13 protein-coding genes are annotated in these 15,352 nt (G+C 46.3%); 8 read left to right on the top strand and 5 right to left on the bottom strand.

Annotation, left to right across the window (positions count from 1 at the left end):
* Positions 1-198: 198 nt before the first annotated feature.
* The 5 genes from BT127_RS10675 to BT127_RS10655 all read left to right on the top strand — a co-directional run bounded on the left by BT127_RS10675 (position 199) and on the right by BT127_RS10655 (position 3,160).
* The gene (locus BT127_RS10675) at positions 199-441 is read left to right on the top strand and encodes a hypothetical protein (protein WP_075424983.1); all 243 of its coding nucleotides are present in this window, start codon (positions 199-201) and stop codon (positions 439-441) included.
* 22 nt (positions 442-463) lie between these two features.
* Positions 464-691, top strand: a complete 228-nt coding sequence (locus tag BT127_RS10670) for a hypothetical protein (RefSeq protein ID WP_075424982.1) — start codon at positions 464-466, stop codon at positions 689-691.
* 33 nt (positions 692-724) lie between these two features.
* Positions 725-1,144: a hypothetical protein gene (locus BT127_RS10665; protein WP_075424981.1), complete on the top strand. Its 420-nt coding sequence runs from the start codon at positions 725-727 to the stop codon at positions 1,142-1,144.
* A 130-nt stretch (positions 1,145-1,274) separates the two neighbouring features.
* Complete coding sequence (locus BT127_RS10660; RefSeq protein ID WP_075424980.1) at positions 1,275-2,570, top strand: glutamine synthetase family protein; 1,296 nt, start codon at positions 1,275-1,277, stop codon at positions 2,568-2,570.
* Between the two features lie 17 nt (positions 2,571-2,587).
* A complete protein-coding gene (locus BT127_RS10655) occupies positions 2,588-3,160 on the top strand; it encodes an ANTAR domain-containing response regulator (RefSeq protein ID WP_075424979.1) in 573 nt (190 codons plus the stop codon).
* A 200-nt stretch (positions 3,161-3,360) separates the two neighbouring features.
* On the opposite strand, the gene BT127_RS10650 is transcribed toward BT127_RS10655, so the two are convergent.
* Positions 3,361-5,247: a glycoside hydrolase family 13 protein gene (locus BT127_RS10650; protein WP_075424978.1), complete on the bottom strand. Its 1,887-nt coding sequence runs from the start codon at positions 5,245-5,247 to the stop codon at positions 3,361-3,363.
* A 94-nt stretch (positions 5,248-5,341) separates the two neighbouring features.
* Positions 5,342-7,747: a glycogen/starch/alpha-glucan phosphorylase gene (locus tag BT127_RS10645; protein ID WP_075424977.1), complete on the bottom strand. Its 2,406-nt coding sequence runs from the start codon at positions 7,745-7,747 to the stop codon at positions 5,342-5,344.
* A 497-nt stretch (positions 7,748-8,244) separates the two neighbouring features.
* On the opposite strand from BT127_RS10645, the gene BT127_RS10640 reads away from it, so the two are divergent.
* From BT127_RS10640 to BT127_RS10630, 3 genes are all read left to right on the top strand, one after another.
* Complete coding sequence (locus BT127_RS10640) at positions 8,245-9,477, top strand: hypothetical protein (RefSeq protein WP_075424976.1); 1,233 nt, start codon at positions 8,245-8,247, stop codon at positions 9,475-9,477.
* A 108-nt stretch (positions 9,478-9,585) separates the two neighbouring features.
* Positions 9,586-10,125, top strand: coding sequence for a flavodoxin family protein (locus BT127_RS10635; protein ID WP_075424975.1), 540 nt, complete (start codon positions 9,586-9,588; stop codon positions 10,123-10,125).
* A 67-nt stretch (positions 10,126-10,192) separates the two neighbouring features.
* On the top strand, positions 10,193-10,546 hold the full coding sequence (locus tag BT127_RS10630; RefSeq protein ID WP_075424974.1) for a TIGR04076 family protein: 354 nt from the start codon (positions 10,193-10,195) through the stop codon (positions 10,544-10,546).
* 106 nt (positions 10,547-10,652) lie between these two features.
* On the opposite strand, the gene BT127_RS10625 is transcribed toward BT127_RS10630, so the two are convergent.
* From BT127_RS10625 to BT127_RS10615, 3 genes are read right to left on the bottom strand one after another with little or no spacing between them, the layout of a single operon-like run.
* Positions 10,653-11,546, bottom strand: coding sequence for a tetratricopeptide repeat protein (locus BT127_RS10625; RefSeq protein ID WP_075424973.1), 894 nt, complete (start codon positions 11,544-11,546; stop codon positions 10,653-10,655).
* Between the two features lie 20 nt (positions 11,547-11,566).
* Positions 11,567-13,246, bottom strand: a complete 1,680-nt coding sequence (locus BT127_RS10620; RefSeq protein ID WP_075424972.1) for a protein kinase domain-containing protein — start codon at positions 13,244-13,246, stop codon at positions 11,567-11,569.
* Positions 13,246-15,291 (bottom strand): hypothetical protein, encoded by a 2,046-nt coding sequence (locus BT127_RS10615; protein WP_075424971.1) that lies wholly within the window; start codon positions 15,289-15,291, stop codon positions 13,246-13,248. The genes BT127_RS10620 and BT127_RS10615 overlap by 1 nt, the downstream gene beginning before the upstream one ends.
* Positions 15,292-15,352: the final 61 nt, after the last annotated feature.

Here is a 15,352-nt window from a genome sequence, read left to right as displayed (position 1 = left end):
ACCGTTTAACGGAAAACTATTGTGTTTTTTTTGCATCATGCTATAATAGAATCATGAGGTGAGCACAAAGAAAGAAAACACCTCAGAAATTCCTTTTCTAAGGTATCTCAGCCTAACCTTCAAGCGCGCGTAGTATGGAATGGCTTTGATATAAATACATTAAAAAACAATATTAAAAAAATTCAGGAGGAATTTACAATGGAAAACGTAATGACAAACGGTTTTGTTGAGCTTTCAGCAATGGATATGTGTGATGTTAACGGTGGTTCATTAGGCGAATGCTTATGTGTTGCCGCTGGTGCAGGAATAGGCGGAAAAGTAGGCGGATATATTGGAGGTACAATTGGATCAGCTGCAGGACCTGCTGGCACAGCTGTCGGCATACTCGTTGGTACTGCTGCAGGATATGGAATTTATCACCTTTGTGACTGGCTGTTTTAATTAATTGGAAGGAGAATGTAATATGAATAATTATTTTGTTGAATTAAACAATAATGAAATAGAAGAAATATACGCTGGTGGAGTCGTTGGCGGCATAGTTGGAGGTATTTTCGGTTTTACCGGCGGAGCAATTGTTTTGGCTGGAGCTGCGATTGCAAAAGGCGGCGATTTAACTGGTAAAGACTGTTGGCACATATTAAGTACGGGTGCATTGTGCGGAGCATATGTAGGATGCTGCACACCAGTTTAATATTATTATATTAATTTTTGGGAGATGAGCATAATGAAAGTTTTTTATAGGTATTTGTTGCATTTTTCTGCCATTGGATTAATTGCATTTGTTATTGGACTAATTGCAATACACAAAGATAAAGATTTATTCAGTATGAAATTCATACCTTTTTTAATTTTAGCAATACTTGTTTATGTTGTTCCAATGACATATTTTTGTTCAAATTCTGCTAAAAGTTATTCATTTAAAATAGAAGATACTTCTCCAGAATTAATAACTAAGCTTGATAATATATTCTTGAATTCAAAAGATCCCAAGCGAATCAAGCAAATAAAAAACGGAACTATCTACTACGTATATGAAAACAAATATAGCGCATGGTTAGCAGGGAGTATCTCCATTATTCAAAATGATGAATATACTATCGTTTATGCTCCCAAAAGATATAAAAATAAAATTGAGTCTTTATAATACCACATATAGAAGCATACTGCGTTTTTTATAATGCAGTATGCTTTTTATTTTCTCCCCGTTCCTATTTACTTTTTCGCAGAGAAGTGGTATAATATTCAGCAGATGTTATGATACGGAGGTTTTACCCATGAGCTTTACTCCAAAGGAGATACTGAATTTTGTCGAAGAGAATGACGTAAAGTTCATACGTCTGACATTCTGCGACATGTCGGGCAGTCTGAAAAACGTAGCGATCATGCCGAACGAGCTTCAGCGTGCATTTACGGACGGCATACCCTTTGATGCTTCATACTTTGACAGCAGCTGCTCTGATCTGCTGCTTTTCCCTGATATATCGACTCTTTCCGTACTTCCGTGGAGGCCGAAATCCGGAAGAGTAGTACGTTTCTTCTGCAGTCTCAAAAACACGGACGGTTCTGACTACGCAGGAGATATGCGAAGCGACCTCATAAACTACATGAATTCGCTTAGACTGGACGGCTATTCCTGTGAAATGGGTACTAAATGCGAATTTTACCTCTTTGAACTGGATGAAAACGGCGAACCCACAAAAACTCCACATGACAACGGCGGATATCTGGATGTTGCACCTCTCGACAAGTGCGAGAACGCCCGCCGTGAGATATGTCTCTCTCTCGAAGAAATGGGACTCAGTCCGAAAAGCTCATGTCACAAGCACGGTCCCGGACAGAACGAGATAGAGTTCCGTGAAAACGAACCTGTTACAGCTGCGGACGATATGGTACACTATAAGACCGTAGTTAAATCCATTGCCGCACAGAACGGACTTTTCGCTTCGTTCATGCCAAAGCCTCTTCAGAACGAGCACGGAAGTGCGCTCAGCATACTTCTCAGCCTGAAAAAGAACGGCGAATACATCTTCGGAAGCAGCACAGATACCATGTCCGAAGAGGGAAAGTGCTTTATTTCGGGAGTTCTCAACCGTATAAGGGAGATAACCGCATTTCTGAATACCACTATCAACTCCTACGAACGTCTCGGGATAGGATATGCTCCCAAGTACGTAAACTGGTCCTATGAGAACCGTTCTCAGCTTATACGCATACCTGCTGCCGCAGGAACAGCTCCGCACATCGAGCTTCGCTCTGCGGACGCCTGCTGCAATCCATATATCGCCTTCAAGCTCATTCTCGCCGCAGGCATCGAGGGTATCCGTTCTGGGGATTCATCACTTATGGGTTCGACCATGAAAACGGACGGTGCACCTTCGGGATTTGATCCGCTGCCCCACACACTTGACGAAGCGCTTGAAATAGCAAAGGAAAGCGAATTTGTAAGGAAAACTCTTCCCGAGAGCATCAGAAACGGCGCATATGCACTGATCGAGAGCCAGCTTCAGGAATACAGACTTGCAAAGGACAAGGAAGTATTTGAATACACTAAATACTTCAAATACATCTGACGGGGACGTAGATAGTTATGAATAAAGCTATGATAGTCGCACACCAGTCCGATACCACATCCTGCATCGAACAGGTACTGAGGAACGAGGGATTCGGAAAGATATCCGTTATATCGAGCTGCAGTGAAGCGCGGCGCATAATAAAAAGCGAGACCGAACCCGATATCATCGTAATAAGTACGCCTCTGCCCGATGAATTCGGTCAGGAGCTTGCTGAAATGGCGGCGGACAATACCTCCGCAGGCATAATACTCGTCTGTCTAAACGATATAGCAGAGGATATTGCGGACCGTGTATCGGATTCGGGAATAACCGTAGTTCCCAAACCGCTGGACCGTCAGCTCTTCACACGTACCGTAAAGCTGGTAACAGCCAACCGTTCACGTATGCTCGGACTGAAAAAAGAGAACGAGGAGCTTCTCTCGAAAATAGACGAGATGAGACTGATAAACCGTGCAAAATCCACACTTATGAAGTATCTTAAGTTCACCGAGCCTCAGGCTCACAAATATATCGAAAAGCAGGCAATGAATACACGTCAGACACGCCGCGAGGTGGCAATGCGCATCCTTGCGACCTATGAAAGATAACAAAGCCCGTCAGACTCTCGGAACAGAGCGGTCTGACGGACTTTTTGATTTTACGGATAAAAAGTAAAAAGCTATGCTGGGGAAGCATAGCCGAAAATGAAATAAATATAGAAGGGGAATTGGGGGATTACTTAATCCACTTTTATTATATAGAGCCAATCTTAAAATAATCTTAACCGAAACTTAAAACCAACTGAAATTTATCGGACGAATCTTGCCTTGATTATCGTATAGCCATATGGACTTACGGTAAGTCTGTCATCTGCAAAATGTCCATAGGCAGGAGCAAAATCTGTAAATCTGTAGAGTATCCTGCTTACATTTTCAAGAACTACATTATCTCCGCTCCTGTTGACGAACACGATATAATCCATATCATCGCCCTGACGGGTAAAGCCTGCAAGTCTGTCATCCGTTATCTCCTCGTCGTTGAGTACGAAATAAGCTCTTCCGAATCTCATGTTCGGTATGGACTTCCTTACGCGGCTGAGTTCCGAAATATACTCGATAAGCTCCTGATCCTCGTGTCCCCAGGGGTAACAGCGGCGGTTGAAGGGGTCCTTATAGCCCTGCATACCTGCCTCGTCTCCGTAGTAGATGCAGGGAACTCCGGGAAGGAAGAATATGAGTGCATAAGCGGCTTTCAGCAGGTTCTTGCCCTTCTTGTACTGTTCCTCATCGAGCATACGCTCTGCCATCCAGTCCTTGCTCTTGCCCTCGCATGATTCGCCGCCAAGACAGTTTATGGCACGTTCTATATCATGAGTTGAAACGAAGTTCATAAGTACGTTTCGTGAAGGTCTGGGGTAGTGTTCAAGGATAGTCATGATGCCGTCGATAAGGTCTGACTGACTTCCGCCCTTAAGGAAATTGATGACAGCTTCACGGAAGGGGTAATTCATGACGGAATCAAGCTGATCGCCAAGCAGATAGCGTCTTTTTACGCCGTAGCTCTCCTTGTTGGTAGCGTCCTCCCATACCTCGCCGATTATCAGCTTTTCGGTGTTGAAACCTTTGACCGATCTTCTCAGGTCGTTAAGGAACTTATCGGGAAGCTCGTCCGCAACGTCCAGACGGAATCCCGCTGCGCCAAGTCCCAGCCAGTAGTGGAGAACTCCCTCCTCGCCGCATATGAACTCGGTATAGCTTTCGTTGGTCTCGATAACGTTCGGAAGAGTGTCGATTCCCCACCATGCCTCATATTCATTCGGATAGTTGATGAATGAATACCATTCGTAGTATTTGCTGTCCTTGGACTGGTAAGCGCCGACCTCGGGATAGCGTCCGTTCTTGTTGAAGTAGATGCTGTCTGAACCTGTATGGGAGAAAACTCCGTCCAGAAGAACGTACATGCCGCGCTTTTTTGCCTCTTCGCAGAGCTGTTTAAAGTCCTCATTGGTACCGAGAAGAGGATCCACCTTCATGTAATCTGCTGTATTATAGCGGTGGTTCTCGTGGGCTTCAAATATCGGGTTGAGATAAATACAGGTAACACCGAGCTTTTCAAGGTAATCGAGCTTTGATATGATACCTGCTATATCGCCGCCGAAGTAATCGTTGTTCCAGACATGACCGTTATGGTCGGGCTTATACCAGGGTGTACCGTCCCAGTCCTCGCGGATAACTCGTCCGGCAGGGATATTATCGTGAGGCTTTCCGCTCCTGCAGAAGCGGTCGGGGAATATCTGGTACATGACTCCGCCCTTAAGGAAATCGGGAGTGAAATAGTCATCGGCATATACAGTCAGCTGGAAAAGTTCACCGTCCTGTACCGCACCCTGATGCGCATTGATACGCTTGATGTAATAGCGTATTCCTCCGCAGGTATAGGAAAAGTAGTAGTAGTGGACATCGGTGTATCTTGCGTTATAATCGCAGGAATATACGAAGCAGTCCTCCTCCTCGGCGGAAACGTGCATAGGTATGAAGCGCTCCTTGAAGCCTGTTCTGAAGAGAACAAGTACAGGCGGATAGTCGGGACAGACATCCTTCGGGAGCCTTATTGAGAAGCGGCAGGTCTCGTTCTTGCGGACCGCACCGAAAATAGACTTATATTCAATATGCCATGTATCATATATAGGTCTCATGAAAAACACTCCTTATTTTGATATTCAGCAAAGCGGTTGTGTTACCACAAAGGGAACGCCCCACAAGGCGTCCCCTCTTTTGATCGTTGTATTATTAAAGATTCCAGATGTTCTCTGCGTACTCGGTAACAGCACGGTCAGCCGAGAATATACCTGCGCCTGCGATGTTGTTAAGAGACATCTTAGCCCATTTCAGCTTGTCATTGTAACATTCTGTAATATAGTTCTGAGCGTTTCTGTAGCTGTCATAGTCGGCAAGCACCATATACGGATCACGGGTTCTGAGCGAATCAGCAACATCGTTGAAGGTGCATCCGTTTATACCGTGATACATGCGCTCGATAGCCTCATGGATCCTGCCGTCATTGTTGAAATAGTACTGCGGATCATAGCCTCTGCCCTTAAGGTCGTTGACCTCGGGAGTTGTCATGCCGAAGATGACTATATTATCGTCGCCGCAGGCTTCCTTGATCTCGATGTTTGCGCCGTCGAGAGTACCGAGTGTGATAGCGCCGTTGAGCATGAGCTTCATGTTGCCTGTACCCGAAGCCTCTGTACCAGCAAGGGATATCTGCTCGGATATATCAGCGGCAGGCATGAGAACCTCTGAAAGCGATACGCAGTAGTTCTCAAGGAATACCACCTGAAGCTTCTGGCTGATGCGCGGATTCTTTCTTATCTCCTCGGATATAGCCCATATCAGCTTGATTATCTGCTTTGCAAGGTAGTAACCTGGAGCAGCCTTAGCAGCGAAAATATAGGTCTTTGGAGTGAACGGAGCATCGGGATTATTCATAAGATAAGCGTAATCCGTGAGTATATTCATAACGTTAAGGTGCTGTCTCTTGTATTCGTGGAGACGCTTTACCTGAACATCGAAAATGCTGTCCGTGTTGAGTATCACGCTTGTGGAGTTCTTTACATGCTTAGCGAAGAACTCCTTGTTCTCCTTCTTGACATCCATAAGTCTGTTGAGAACTTCCTCATCGTCAGCAAACTTTCTGAAATTTTCCAGCTCAGCGCCGTCCTTGATGAACTTCGGACCGATAGTGTCCTTAAGGAGATTTGTAAGTCCGGGATTGGACTGATACAGCCAGCGTCTGTATGCGATACCGTTGGTAACGTTCTTGAACTTCTCTGGAGTATTCTCATACTCATCGTGGAATACAGACTGCTTGATTATCTCGGAATGGAGCTTTGATACGCCGTTTACGCTGTGTGAAGCCGCAACGCAGAGCGTAGCCATGTGAACTGTATTGTCCTTGATTATGGACATGCGTGTGGTCTTTGCACTGTCATAGCCGTTCTTTTCCATAAGTGACTGGCAGTAGCGGTTGTTTATTTCAACGATGATAGAGAAGATTCTCGGAACGATGTGCTTCATGAGGTTGACATCCCATTTTTCGAGAGCCTCTGCCATAACAGTGTGGTTAGTGTAAGCGAAGGTCTTTGTAACTATGCTCCAAGCCTTATCCCAGCTGTAGCCGCAGTCGTCAAGAAGTATACGCATGAGCTCGGGGATAGCGAGAGTCGGGTGGGTGTCATTGATATGGATAGCTACCTTGTCTGCAAGGTTTTCGAGAGTTCCGTAGACCATCATGTGGTTGTTTACGATATCGCCGATAGATGCAGCACAGAGGAAGTACTGCTGACGCAGACGGAGGCTCTTGCCTTCAAGGTGGTTATCGTTAGGATAGAGTATCTTTGAGATAGCATTTGCTATAGAGTTCTGAGCAAGAGCGCTTGCATAATCGCCCTTGTTGAACATGTTCATATCGAATCCGGGAGCCTTTGCGGACCAGAGACGGAGAGTTGATACTCCCTCGCCGCCGTAACCCGATACATAGAGGTCGTAAGGAGTTGCAACGACAGTATTATAGTTTACGAGTGAGATGTGGTGATACTGTTTGTCCCAGTACTCCTGAAGGTCTCCCTCGAAGTGTACTTCAAGTGAAAGCTCGGGCTTTGGTACGAGCCATACGCTTCCGCCGGGGAGCCAGTTATCGGGGAGCTCGGTCTGCCAGCCGTCCTCAAGCTTCTGCTGGAAGATACCGTACTCATAGCAAATGGAATAACCCATTGCAGGATAGCCTGTAGTAGCAAGACCGTCAAGGTAACATGCGGCAAGACGTCCGAGACCGCCGTTTCCGAGACCTGCATCAGGCTCGTGCTCGAATACCATGTCGAGATTTATAGTATAGTCCTTGAGGAATTTGCGTACATCGTCCGCAAGCTCAAGGTTATAAAGACTTGTTTTCAGTGAACGTCCCATCAGGAACTCCATTGAAAGGTAGTATACCTGCTTGCCGCCGACAGAGTGAGTGTGGTTAACGAAGCTTTGTCTTTTTGCACCAAGGATATCCACGATTATGGAAGAGAGTACCTGATAGACCTGCTTATCTGAGGCTTCCTCGGGAGACACGCTGTAAAGAGCCTGTAACTTCTTCGGAAAATCCTGTTTGATTTTTTCCATCAGAGGGTTTGCCTTTTTATTAGCCATTTTATTCTCCTATCCGCCGCACTGCGGCTAATTTACTTTCTGTATATTTTCATACTTATTTGCAATACGGAGAGTAGCCGAAAATCCACAGCGTAATTACAAAAAGTATATATAATATTCTATCACGTTTAATGAAAAGTTGTCAACTGTATATTTCAACAAATATTTCTCAACCGAATATCTATATTGCTGAAAACCAAACGAAAAAACGTGCATGTAGCTCTAATAAGCCTTAATTTATTTGTGCACATTATCCAAACCATACAAGTAGCAACGCCTAACTTTGTCTAATAAGTCGATTACAAAAAATATGCAAAAACACAACGATTTGATAAAAAAATAAAATTATATAAAATTTTCAAAAACATTTGAAATCTTTATAAATGTGTGGTATAATAAGTTTACAGACGTTTTTCACGGTTCGTCATAATCCGATGAAAAAAGACAAAATGTGTAGAATTATCAAAGAAAAAACAAATGTAAAGGAGCTTGAAAGAATGGAAAAAAAGAAAGGATTCTCAGTACTTAAACTGATCATAACTATTATATGCATCGTCCTGATAATTATTTCAGTGGCGCTGAATATTGCTTTTTCAAAAAGCAGTTCCCCGAAACTTCTCGGAAGACAGATCTTCATCGTCAGCGAAGAGAATAACGCTATCGGCGATCGCCTTGTAAACGGCGCCGCTATCCTCGCAAAGGATGCCGCTGATGTAACTCTCGCCGTGGACGATATCGTTCTTTGCTATCCCGCAGATAAGCCCGATGAGCTCTGCGTAAGAAGCATCAGCTCCATAATCACATCTGATGACGGAAGCGAAAGATACTACACCCGTGATTCAGCTCACGAGGATAACAGCGATTCGATAACAAAGGATAAGATCTCTGCGGTCTGCACAGGCTATCCACAGAGCCTCGAGCTCGGACAGTTCATCAGCTTTGCCACAAGCGGCAAGGGCATAATCGCACTTCTCCTTATCCCGTGTATCCTCCTCGTTATCTTCCTCATCGCAAAGATAGCTTCTTCAAGAAACTCCGACGAGGCAGACGGAGGAAACTTCGATTTCTACGAATACGACGAGCAGCAGCCTGTTCATACAAACACTGCTCCTCTTTACGATCCTGCTGCAGAGGCAGCAGCCAATAACGAACTCGAGCGCAAGAAGATGTCAATTGCCGAGAACTTCAGCCAGAAGAAGGTCAACCCCGATTCTCCTTACCAGAAGGAAAAAGAGCGCACGATGCAGTTCAAGGCACAGCGCGCAGGAATGGGCAACACCACTTCATTTGCAGCTCCCGGAACTTCAAGCTCAGCCGAGTCCGCATTCGCAGCAAGAAACATGGGAGGACAGTCCTCTACAGCTCCTATGGCAGACGCTCTCCGCGAGGAGATGCTGAGAAAAACTGCCGAGGCAGAGCGTACAGGTACATTCAACATCAAGACCACAAGCGTTACAGGCAACCCGATGTCACCCGTTGATGCAGTTGCCGATAACACAGGCATCCTTTCCAAGTCACAGCTTGCAGAGATGTCAAGAGACGATATCCCTAAGACAACTCCTCTGAGAAGTCAGTCCGCTGCACCGTCGGCAGCTCCGAGAAAGAGCAGTTCACCTGATATTTCAGATATTCTCAGCAAGTCTGAGAGCCTCGAACTGAAAAAGACTCCGTCAAAGATGTCAGTTGATGACCTTCTTAAGATGATCGAGGACGAAAAGAGCAGATTATAATAAAAAGCGTACTTAAGGTACTGCTTACAAAGATTTTTAAAGCCATAGCATTTCTGATATCCATTCGGAAACACTATGGCTTTTCTTTTAACACTGAGGAGGTATAAAATGAACGCACTTGTTATTAATTGTAGTCCCGTAAGAACAGGAGCTACGGCAGAAATAGTAAGACTGGTCTCGGAACAATTATCCCCGAAATACAGCACAAAAACAGTCTGTATCGATGACTACGGTTTCGGATTCTGCAAAGGCTGCCGAAGCTGTCATACGACCGCTCAATGCGTACAGCATGACGAAGTCGACCTGCTGATGAGTGAATTTGAATGGGCGGATGTCATCGTTTCTGTGTCTCCCTCTTATTGGGCAGATATCCCCGGACAATTCAAGGCGTTTATCGACAGATGCACTCCATGGTGCAACACCCACGAACCTCACGCCTGTATCAGTCCCGGTAAAAAAGGGTATGCGATAGCATTGCGGACGGGACCAAGTATGAAAGAATGCGAAAAGGTCACAGGCAGCATCGAGCATTTTTACGGTCACTTAGAAATAGAGTGCTGTGGCAGGCTTGGGTTATGTTCCGTGGAATTCAAAGAGTCGGTAAAAGACAGAGAAGCTGAGATAGCGGATTTTTGCAGGCAGATATAATATAAGCAATGTCTTGATAATTAAAACCGTAAAGCTGACATAGATCATTATATGGAGGAATTTGATCATGAAAAAATGGTATGATGAAGAATATGAATTCAGTATTGAAGTAACAGGTTTTCTTCGCAGAGACCATACAGAAAGATACTGCCGTAACGGAGAAGAGATCGGTGACAAATACACATGTACATACGGATGTCCTGTTAATAAGGATGGATACGGTATCTGCTCCAAAGCCATGATGATGCTGTTTCCGTTAATGGAAGCCGTCAGAAGCGGCGGTGATCTTGAAAATCTAGGCGGAGACAGCAAATACACTAAAACTATCGTCTGTCCGGACGGCTGTGTTGTTTTCAGACTGACAGCAACTCCGCTGGGAAACATTAATTTTCACAAGGGTGGTTTCTGGAAAGAACCATAAATATATAGTATCTTTATTCAGAACAATGATACCAAAGCAAAACGCCCCAAACGATAACCGTTTCGGGGCGTAACTTTTATATTGATATCAGCGGACATTGCGTCTTTTACGACAGACGCTTTACCGCTTTTTTTGCGCTCTCATTTCCGCCGTCCGCCGCACGTTTATACCAGCTTTTTGCCGCAGTTATATTCGGAAGACTTCCTATGCCCTTTTCAAGGCAGAAGCCTAAATTGTACATCGCAGGAGCAAATCCCCTTTCAGCAGCCTTCCTATAGAAGGACATCGCCTTATCGGGGTTCTTATCCGTACCTCTGCCGAAGAAATAACAGTTTCCGATGGCGTTTATAGCCGATGAGTAGTTCTTGTTAGCCGAGAGATTATAGTACCTGAAAGCCATTGCATGGCTCTTTGACGTACCTTTTCCCGTCTCGTAGCAATAACCTGTATTGTACATAGCCGCAGGACTTCCCTTATCCGCAGCCTCCTTGAAATAGCGGAAAGCAGTAGTCGGGTTTTCGGTAACTCCTCTGCCGTAGAAATAGCAGTTTCCGAGTTCCAGCTTAGCGGCAGTGTGTCCCTTGTCGGAAGCCTGCTGGAGATATCTCACTGCTGAGGTATAATTCTTCGGAGTACCGTTACCGTAGTAATAACAGCAGCCGAGGTTATAGAGTCCCGCAGGATCGTCGTGCTCGGCAGCCTTCGAGAACCAGTAGAAAGCCGCAGGTATATTTTTATCCGTGCCTTTTCCCAGGTAATAACAGCGTCCCAGCTCGTTTTCCGCAGGAGGATATTCCGCATCTGCGGCATAGGTGAAGCTGTTGAAGGCGCTTACGAAGTCATCGGACTGGAATGAAAGCAGACCTATCTTATACTCGTCCTCAGGTAGAAGGGAACGTCCCTCCACTGTCATTTTTTCGGGCTTGGGAGCATCACAGACCATGCAGTTCTCACTGCTGTCCTCATTTGAAGTTGAACACATGGGACAAACCCAGCTCATTTGAATACCTCCCTGTAGTATCAGTCAGCCGTTTTTGAAGCAAGCTTCTGTATTACAGCCATTTCCTGACGGATGAACCTGCTGTTTCCGTCAGCAGTGTAGAAATTATAACCGTTCACGCCGCCGAGAGTAGTTCTCTCGCAGCTTACGAAGCCTTTCGCTCTGATGCCTTCCTCGTTGAAGACTATTTTGTGATCTTCCCACGGTTCGCAGATGCCTGAAGGTACCGAAGCCATTTCGGGTTCGGGAGCTGCTGTTGTTTCAGCGGCAGGTGCAGGAGCGGCAGCAGGAGTCGGAGCAGATACAGGCTCAGGTGCGGGAGCTGAAACAGGCTTTGGTGCAGGTGCGGGAGAAGCTGCACCTGCTGCACTTCTGAAGCGCTCTGCATCGGGATGATCCGACGGTACTGCGTACTTCATAGCAATGAGCATCTCAGGCTTGAAAAACATGGAATTAGAGTCCGCTCTGTAGAGCTGATAACCCTTGATACCGCCCATTTCCTTCTGTTCGCCCGAAACGAATCCGCGGTGATTGAGTTTTTCCGTATCGAATACCAGATCATGCTCCGCCCAGGGCTCGCAGAAGCCTACAGGAGCAGTGAACTCCATGAAACCGAGGCTGATTATATCGTCCTTTTCAGCGGGAACTGTCCTGCCGTCGCCGTAGAGCAGCTCGTAGGAGTGCTTTCCGTCGGTATTGACCTTCTTCATGCCGCATACGCCTGCGGTCTTCATAGCTTCCCTGTCGAGAATGAGGGAATGTTCGGGCCACGGCTCTTCTATAACGGGTTCAGCCTCACGAAGGCGCTTAAGGACCTCTGAAGCTGTAGGTCTTGCCTCGGGATCCTTGTTGAGCATATCACGTATGAGTGAAGCATACTTGTGGCTCTTTATCTCGGGACTTATCTTAAGCTCGCATCCGCTGTTGAGCATTATCCAGCAGTATACGACTTTACCCTTAGCCTTGCGCTTTTCCAGTTTTTCGGTAAGTGAAACCGCTTCGGGAAGTGCGCCTGCAAGGTAATAGTGGAAAATGAGTCCCAGTGAGAATATGTCCGATTTTTCGGTTATCTTCTTAGCGATCTCCTCGCGTTCGTCCTCTGAATCGGCGTATTCGCCAAGCTCAGGGGAGTAGTAATCTATAGTTCCGACAATCTCATCGGGCTTATCGTCAACGAAGTAGCTGCTGTCGAAGTCGATGAGCTTTGCAACATAGTTGCCTGTCTTGTTGCGTACAAGGAGGACGTTTTTCAGCTTAAGGTCGCTGTGGATGATGCCCTTGCTGTGTACGCTGAACAATGCGCCTGCGGCGGTCTGCATAAGGAGCTTCTTTACGTCTGTGGAAAGACTTGCAAGAACTGCCTCTGTCTCGTCGTCACTGATAGCGCCGTCCACGAATTCAGCGGCTTCAACGTACTGATTGCCCTCTATGAACTCATCGCAGGGTATGACTATATTGCCGCCTGCGCCTGCGATAGTGCGGATAGTTGTGTTTACGCCTTTTCTTGTAGCGACGAATTTATTGAAAAGCTCCTGATTGTGAGCGAACGTCTTAGCATCGAGAGTGCCGTTATTCAGCGGTGCAACAGGAGTCTGATACTTCTTAAGAAAGTACTTCTTTCCTCGCTTCGTAGCAACTGCTGTCTGTCCGCACTGACTGTTCTTCCAATCACTTACAAGGTCATAGCCGTGGAACATCATTATTCGTCACCTCTCATATACTTTGAATAGTTCTTATTGTATTTTCCGAAGAGCTCTCTCTGGAGCTTAGCCTTTTCTGCTGTTTCGCTGTCCTCACTTGCGGCAGCTTCAAGAGCAGCATTTATCTCAGCAGCCACATCCTCTGGGATCCCGGTAATATTGCCGTTTGCAGCCTTTTCAACTATAGCGGCGCCGTTTGAATTCCAGTATTCAGCGGCAGCCTTTGCAACTGCTTCGGCAGCTGACTTGTCAGAAAGCTCCTTTACCTTCTCTCTTGAATCCTTTACAGCCTTGACCATAGCGGAAGCTTCCTTCGATGCAGGAACAGTCCCGTCTATGACCAGTTCACAGAGACGGTCAAGCTGATTCTCGCTCTTTTCCGCAAGTTTACGGTTCTGACGGAGATACTCGTCCTTGCGCTTAAGCATATTGTTTATGCTGATATTGCTGCCTTCTTTGAGACTTACAAGGAAATCGAGAGTGCTGTTCATAGACGCCTCGCAGGATTTCAGCTCGCTGAAAGTCACTGCCCTGTAATCGTCGATGCTGTCGGGAACTCCGATACCGCTTATCTGCTCGATAAGGGAATTGAGCTGTTTTGCAGTCTCGCCGACGCTGTTCTTATGCTGTTCAAGCTGCTTGATGTAGCTTTCAAACTGCACACGGCAGCCCTCGCCCATTTCAGCCACCTGTTCTGCGGACTTTGTATCGAAACCGCTGCCCTCGGGAGCGCGCATAAGGTACTCGGCGTAATTCCTGCGTATCTCGTCCGCAAGGGGAGCGACTGCCTTTTCAGCAGCTTCCTTTGCAGCTTTCAGCTCATCGCTGTCCTGCATATCTGCTAAAACGCTGTCTCTTACCGCTGTGCAGCAGAAATTCTGAACTGCCTTGCTGCCGTTAAGAGACTCCTTTATCTCAGCATACATCTTCTTTTTCTCATCGGGAGACTTTTCCGAATCGCTGATATAGTCATTCTCCAGAAGGTCGGGCATCTTTGAGATATACTCTTTCTTTATGACATCAAGGCGCTTCTGTGCTTCATTGCGGAATGCGGAGAAGTCCCTGTAGCCGAAGAATTTCATTGCAATGGTACTGCTGTCGTCGTGTCTGCCGTACTCCGTGAAGAACTCTGTGAGCTGCTTGCCCATTTCCTCCTCGGATACGCACTTGCAGGCAGTTTCAAGGAGAAGCTTCTCGAAAGCCATAGGAGCGATGAAATAGCCCGAATCGAAGCATCCGTCCGAAGCGCAGAAGAGTACACAAGGCTTATTGAAGCGCATATAACGGCAGTTTATGCGGAAAGACTCGTCATCGTTGGCTTTTATGTAGTTGGTCATACCTCCGTCGTCGCCTTCCTCATCGGCAACTATCTGCGAAAGACCGTCCGTAACGTTCCATACATAGGGGCGCGAATCGCCTGCGGTGATGTAAATAGCCTCAACAGCGTCCTTGAGCTCGTGGTAGTAAGCAGCGCAGAGCGTAGTTCCGAGAAGGGCAAGTCCCGAGTATGATGACTCATAGACGAGGTTTGCATTCTTCGCTATACTGCGAAGGTCGGAACGTATCTTATCCGAGAAGTAGTCTCCGAGACGGCCGAGAGCCTTTTTCCTTTCGTCCTCATTTTCCTCTTTTGCAAGGGCATCGAAGAACACCTCAGGCTTGAAAACGGGATTTGTAAGGAAATCGTGGAGAAGTATCGCAGTTACGATACGAGAAGCGAAATATCCGCTCTTTTTTATATTGTTGACGTTATCCGTATAGCAGTCCTTAACGGCAAACAGCTCGAAAAAGGAATCGGTAACGTATTTTACGAGAATATCGTTATTATAGTCGTTATAAACGCCGTTGAAAAGGGTATCAAGAAGCTTGTCCTCGCTGAAAAGCTCGGGAGCGATTTTCTGATGCCTGATAGCGGCAGCTCCGCCGAGTCCGTCGGCAGCCATGATAAGCTGTCCGTCAACATAGGGCAGAGCGTCCTCGCCCTTATAGACCACAGTGCCGTCGGGGCGTGTTTTAGAGGACTGTCTGTATACGGTCAATTCCATAATTATCTCCTTATTAAACAAATTATGACCGAAGCAGAAATAGCTCCGCCTCGGTCAAATA

The organism is Ruminococcus sp. XPD3002 (assembly GCA_900119535.1).
GTDB lineage: Bacteria > Bacillota > Clostridia > Oscillospirales > Ruminococcaceae > Ruminococcus > Ruminococcus flavefaciens_H.
This window is presented reverse-complemented; position numbering and strand designations above follow the sequence as displayed.

What these genes read in the sequence shown, in the direction of transcription:
- BT127_RS10675 (WP_075424983.1), top strand. Translation starts at nt 199, where the DNA reads ATGGAAAACGTAATGACAAACGGTTTTGTTGAGCTTTCAGCAATGGAT.
- BT127_RS10670 (WP_075424982.1), top strand. Translation starts at nt 464, where the DNA reads ATGAATAATTATTTTGTTGAATTAAACAATAATGAAATAGAAGAAATA.
- BT127_RS10665 (WP_075424981.1), top strand. Translation starts at nt 725, where the DNA reads ATGAAAGTTTTTTATAGGTATTTGTTGCATTTTTCTGCCATTGGATTA.
- BT127_RS10660 (WP_075424980.1), top strand. Translation starts at nt 1,275, where the DNA reads ATGAGCTTTACTCCAAAGGAGATACTGAATTTTGTCGAAGAGAATGAC.
- BT127_RS10655 (WP_075424979.1), top strand. Translation starts at nt 2,588, where the DNA reads ATGAATAAAGCTATGATAGTCGCACACCAGTCCGATACCACATCCTGC.
- BT127_RS10650 (WP_075424978.1), bottom strand. Translation starts at nt 5,247, where the DNA reads ATGAGACCTATATATGATACATGGCATATTGAATATAAGTCTATTTTC.
- BT127_RS10645 (WP_075424977.1), bottom strand. Translation starts at nt 7,747, where the DNA reads ATGGCTAATAAAAAGGCAAACCCTCTGATGGAAAAAATCAAACAGGAT.
- BT127_RS10640 (WP_075424976.1), top strand. Translation starts at nt 8,245, where the DNA reads ATGGAAAAAAAGAAAGGATTCTCAGTACTTAAACTGATCATAACTATT.
- BT127_RS10635 (WP_075424975.1), top strand. Translation starts at nt 9,586, where the DNA reads ATGAACGCACTTGTTATTAATTGTAGTCCCGTAAGAACAGGAGCTACG.
- BT127_RS10630 (WP_075424974.1), top strand. Translation starts at nt 10,193, where the DNA reads ATGAAAAAATGGTATGATGAAGAATATGAATTCAGTATTGAAGTAACA.
- BT127_RS10625 (WP_075424973.1), bottom strand. Translation starts at nt 11,546, where the DNA reads ATGAGCTGGGTTTGTCCCATGTGTTCAACTTCAAATGAGGACAGCAGT.
- BT127_RS10620 (WP_075424972.1), bottom strand. Translation starts at nt 13,246, where the DNA reads ATGATGTTCCACGGCTATGACCTTGTAAGTGATTGGAAGAACAGTCAG.
- BT127_RS10615 (WP_075424971.1), bottom strand. Translation starts at nt 15,291, where the DNA reads ATGGAATTGACCGTATACAGACAGTCCTCTAAAACACGCCCCGACGGC.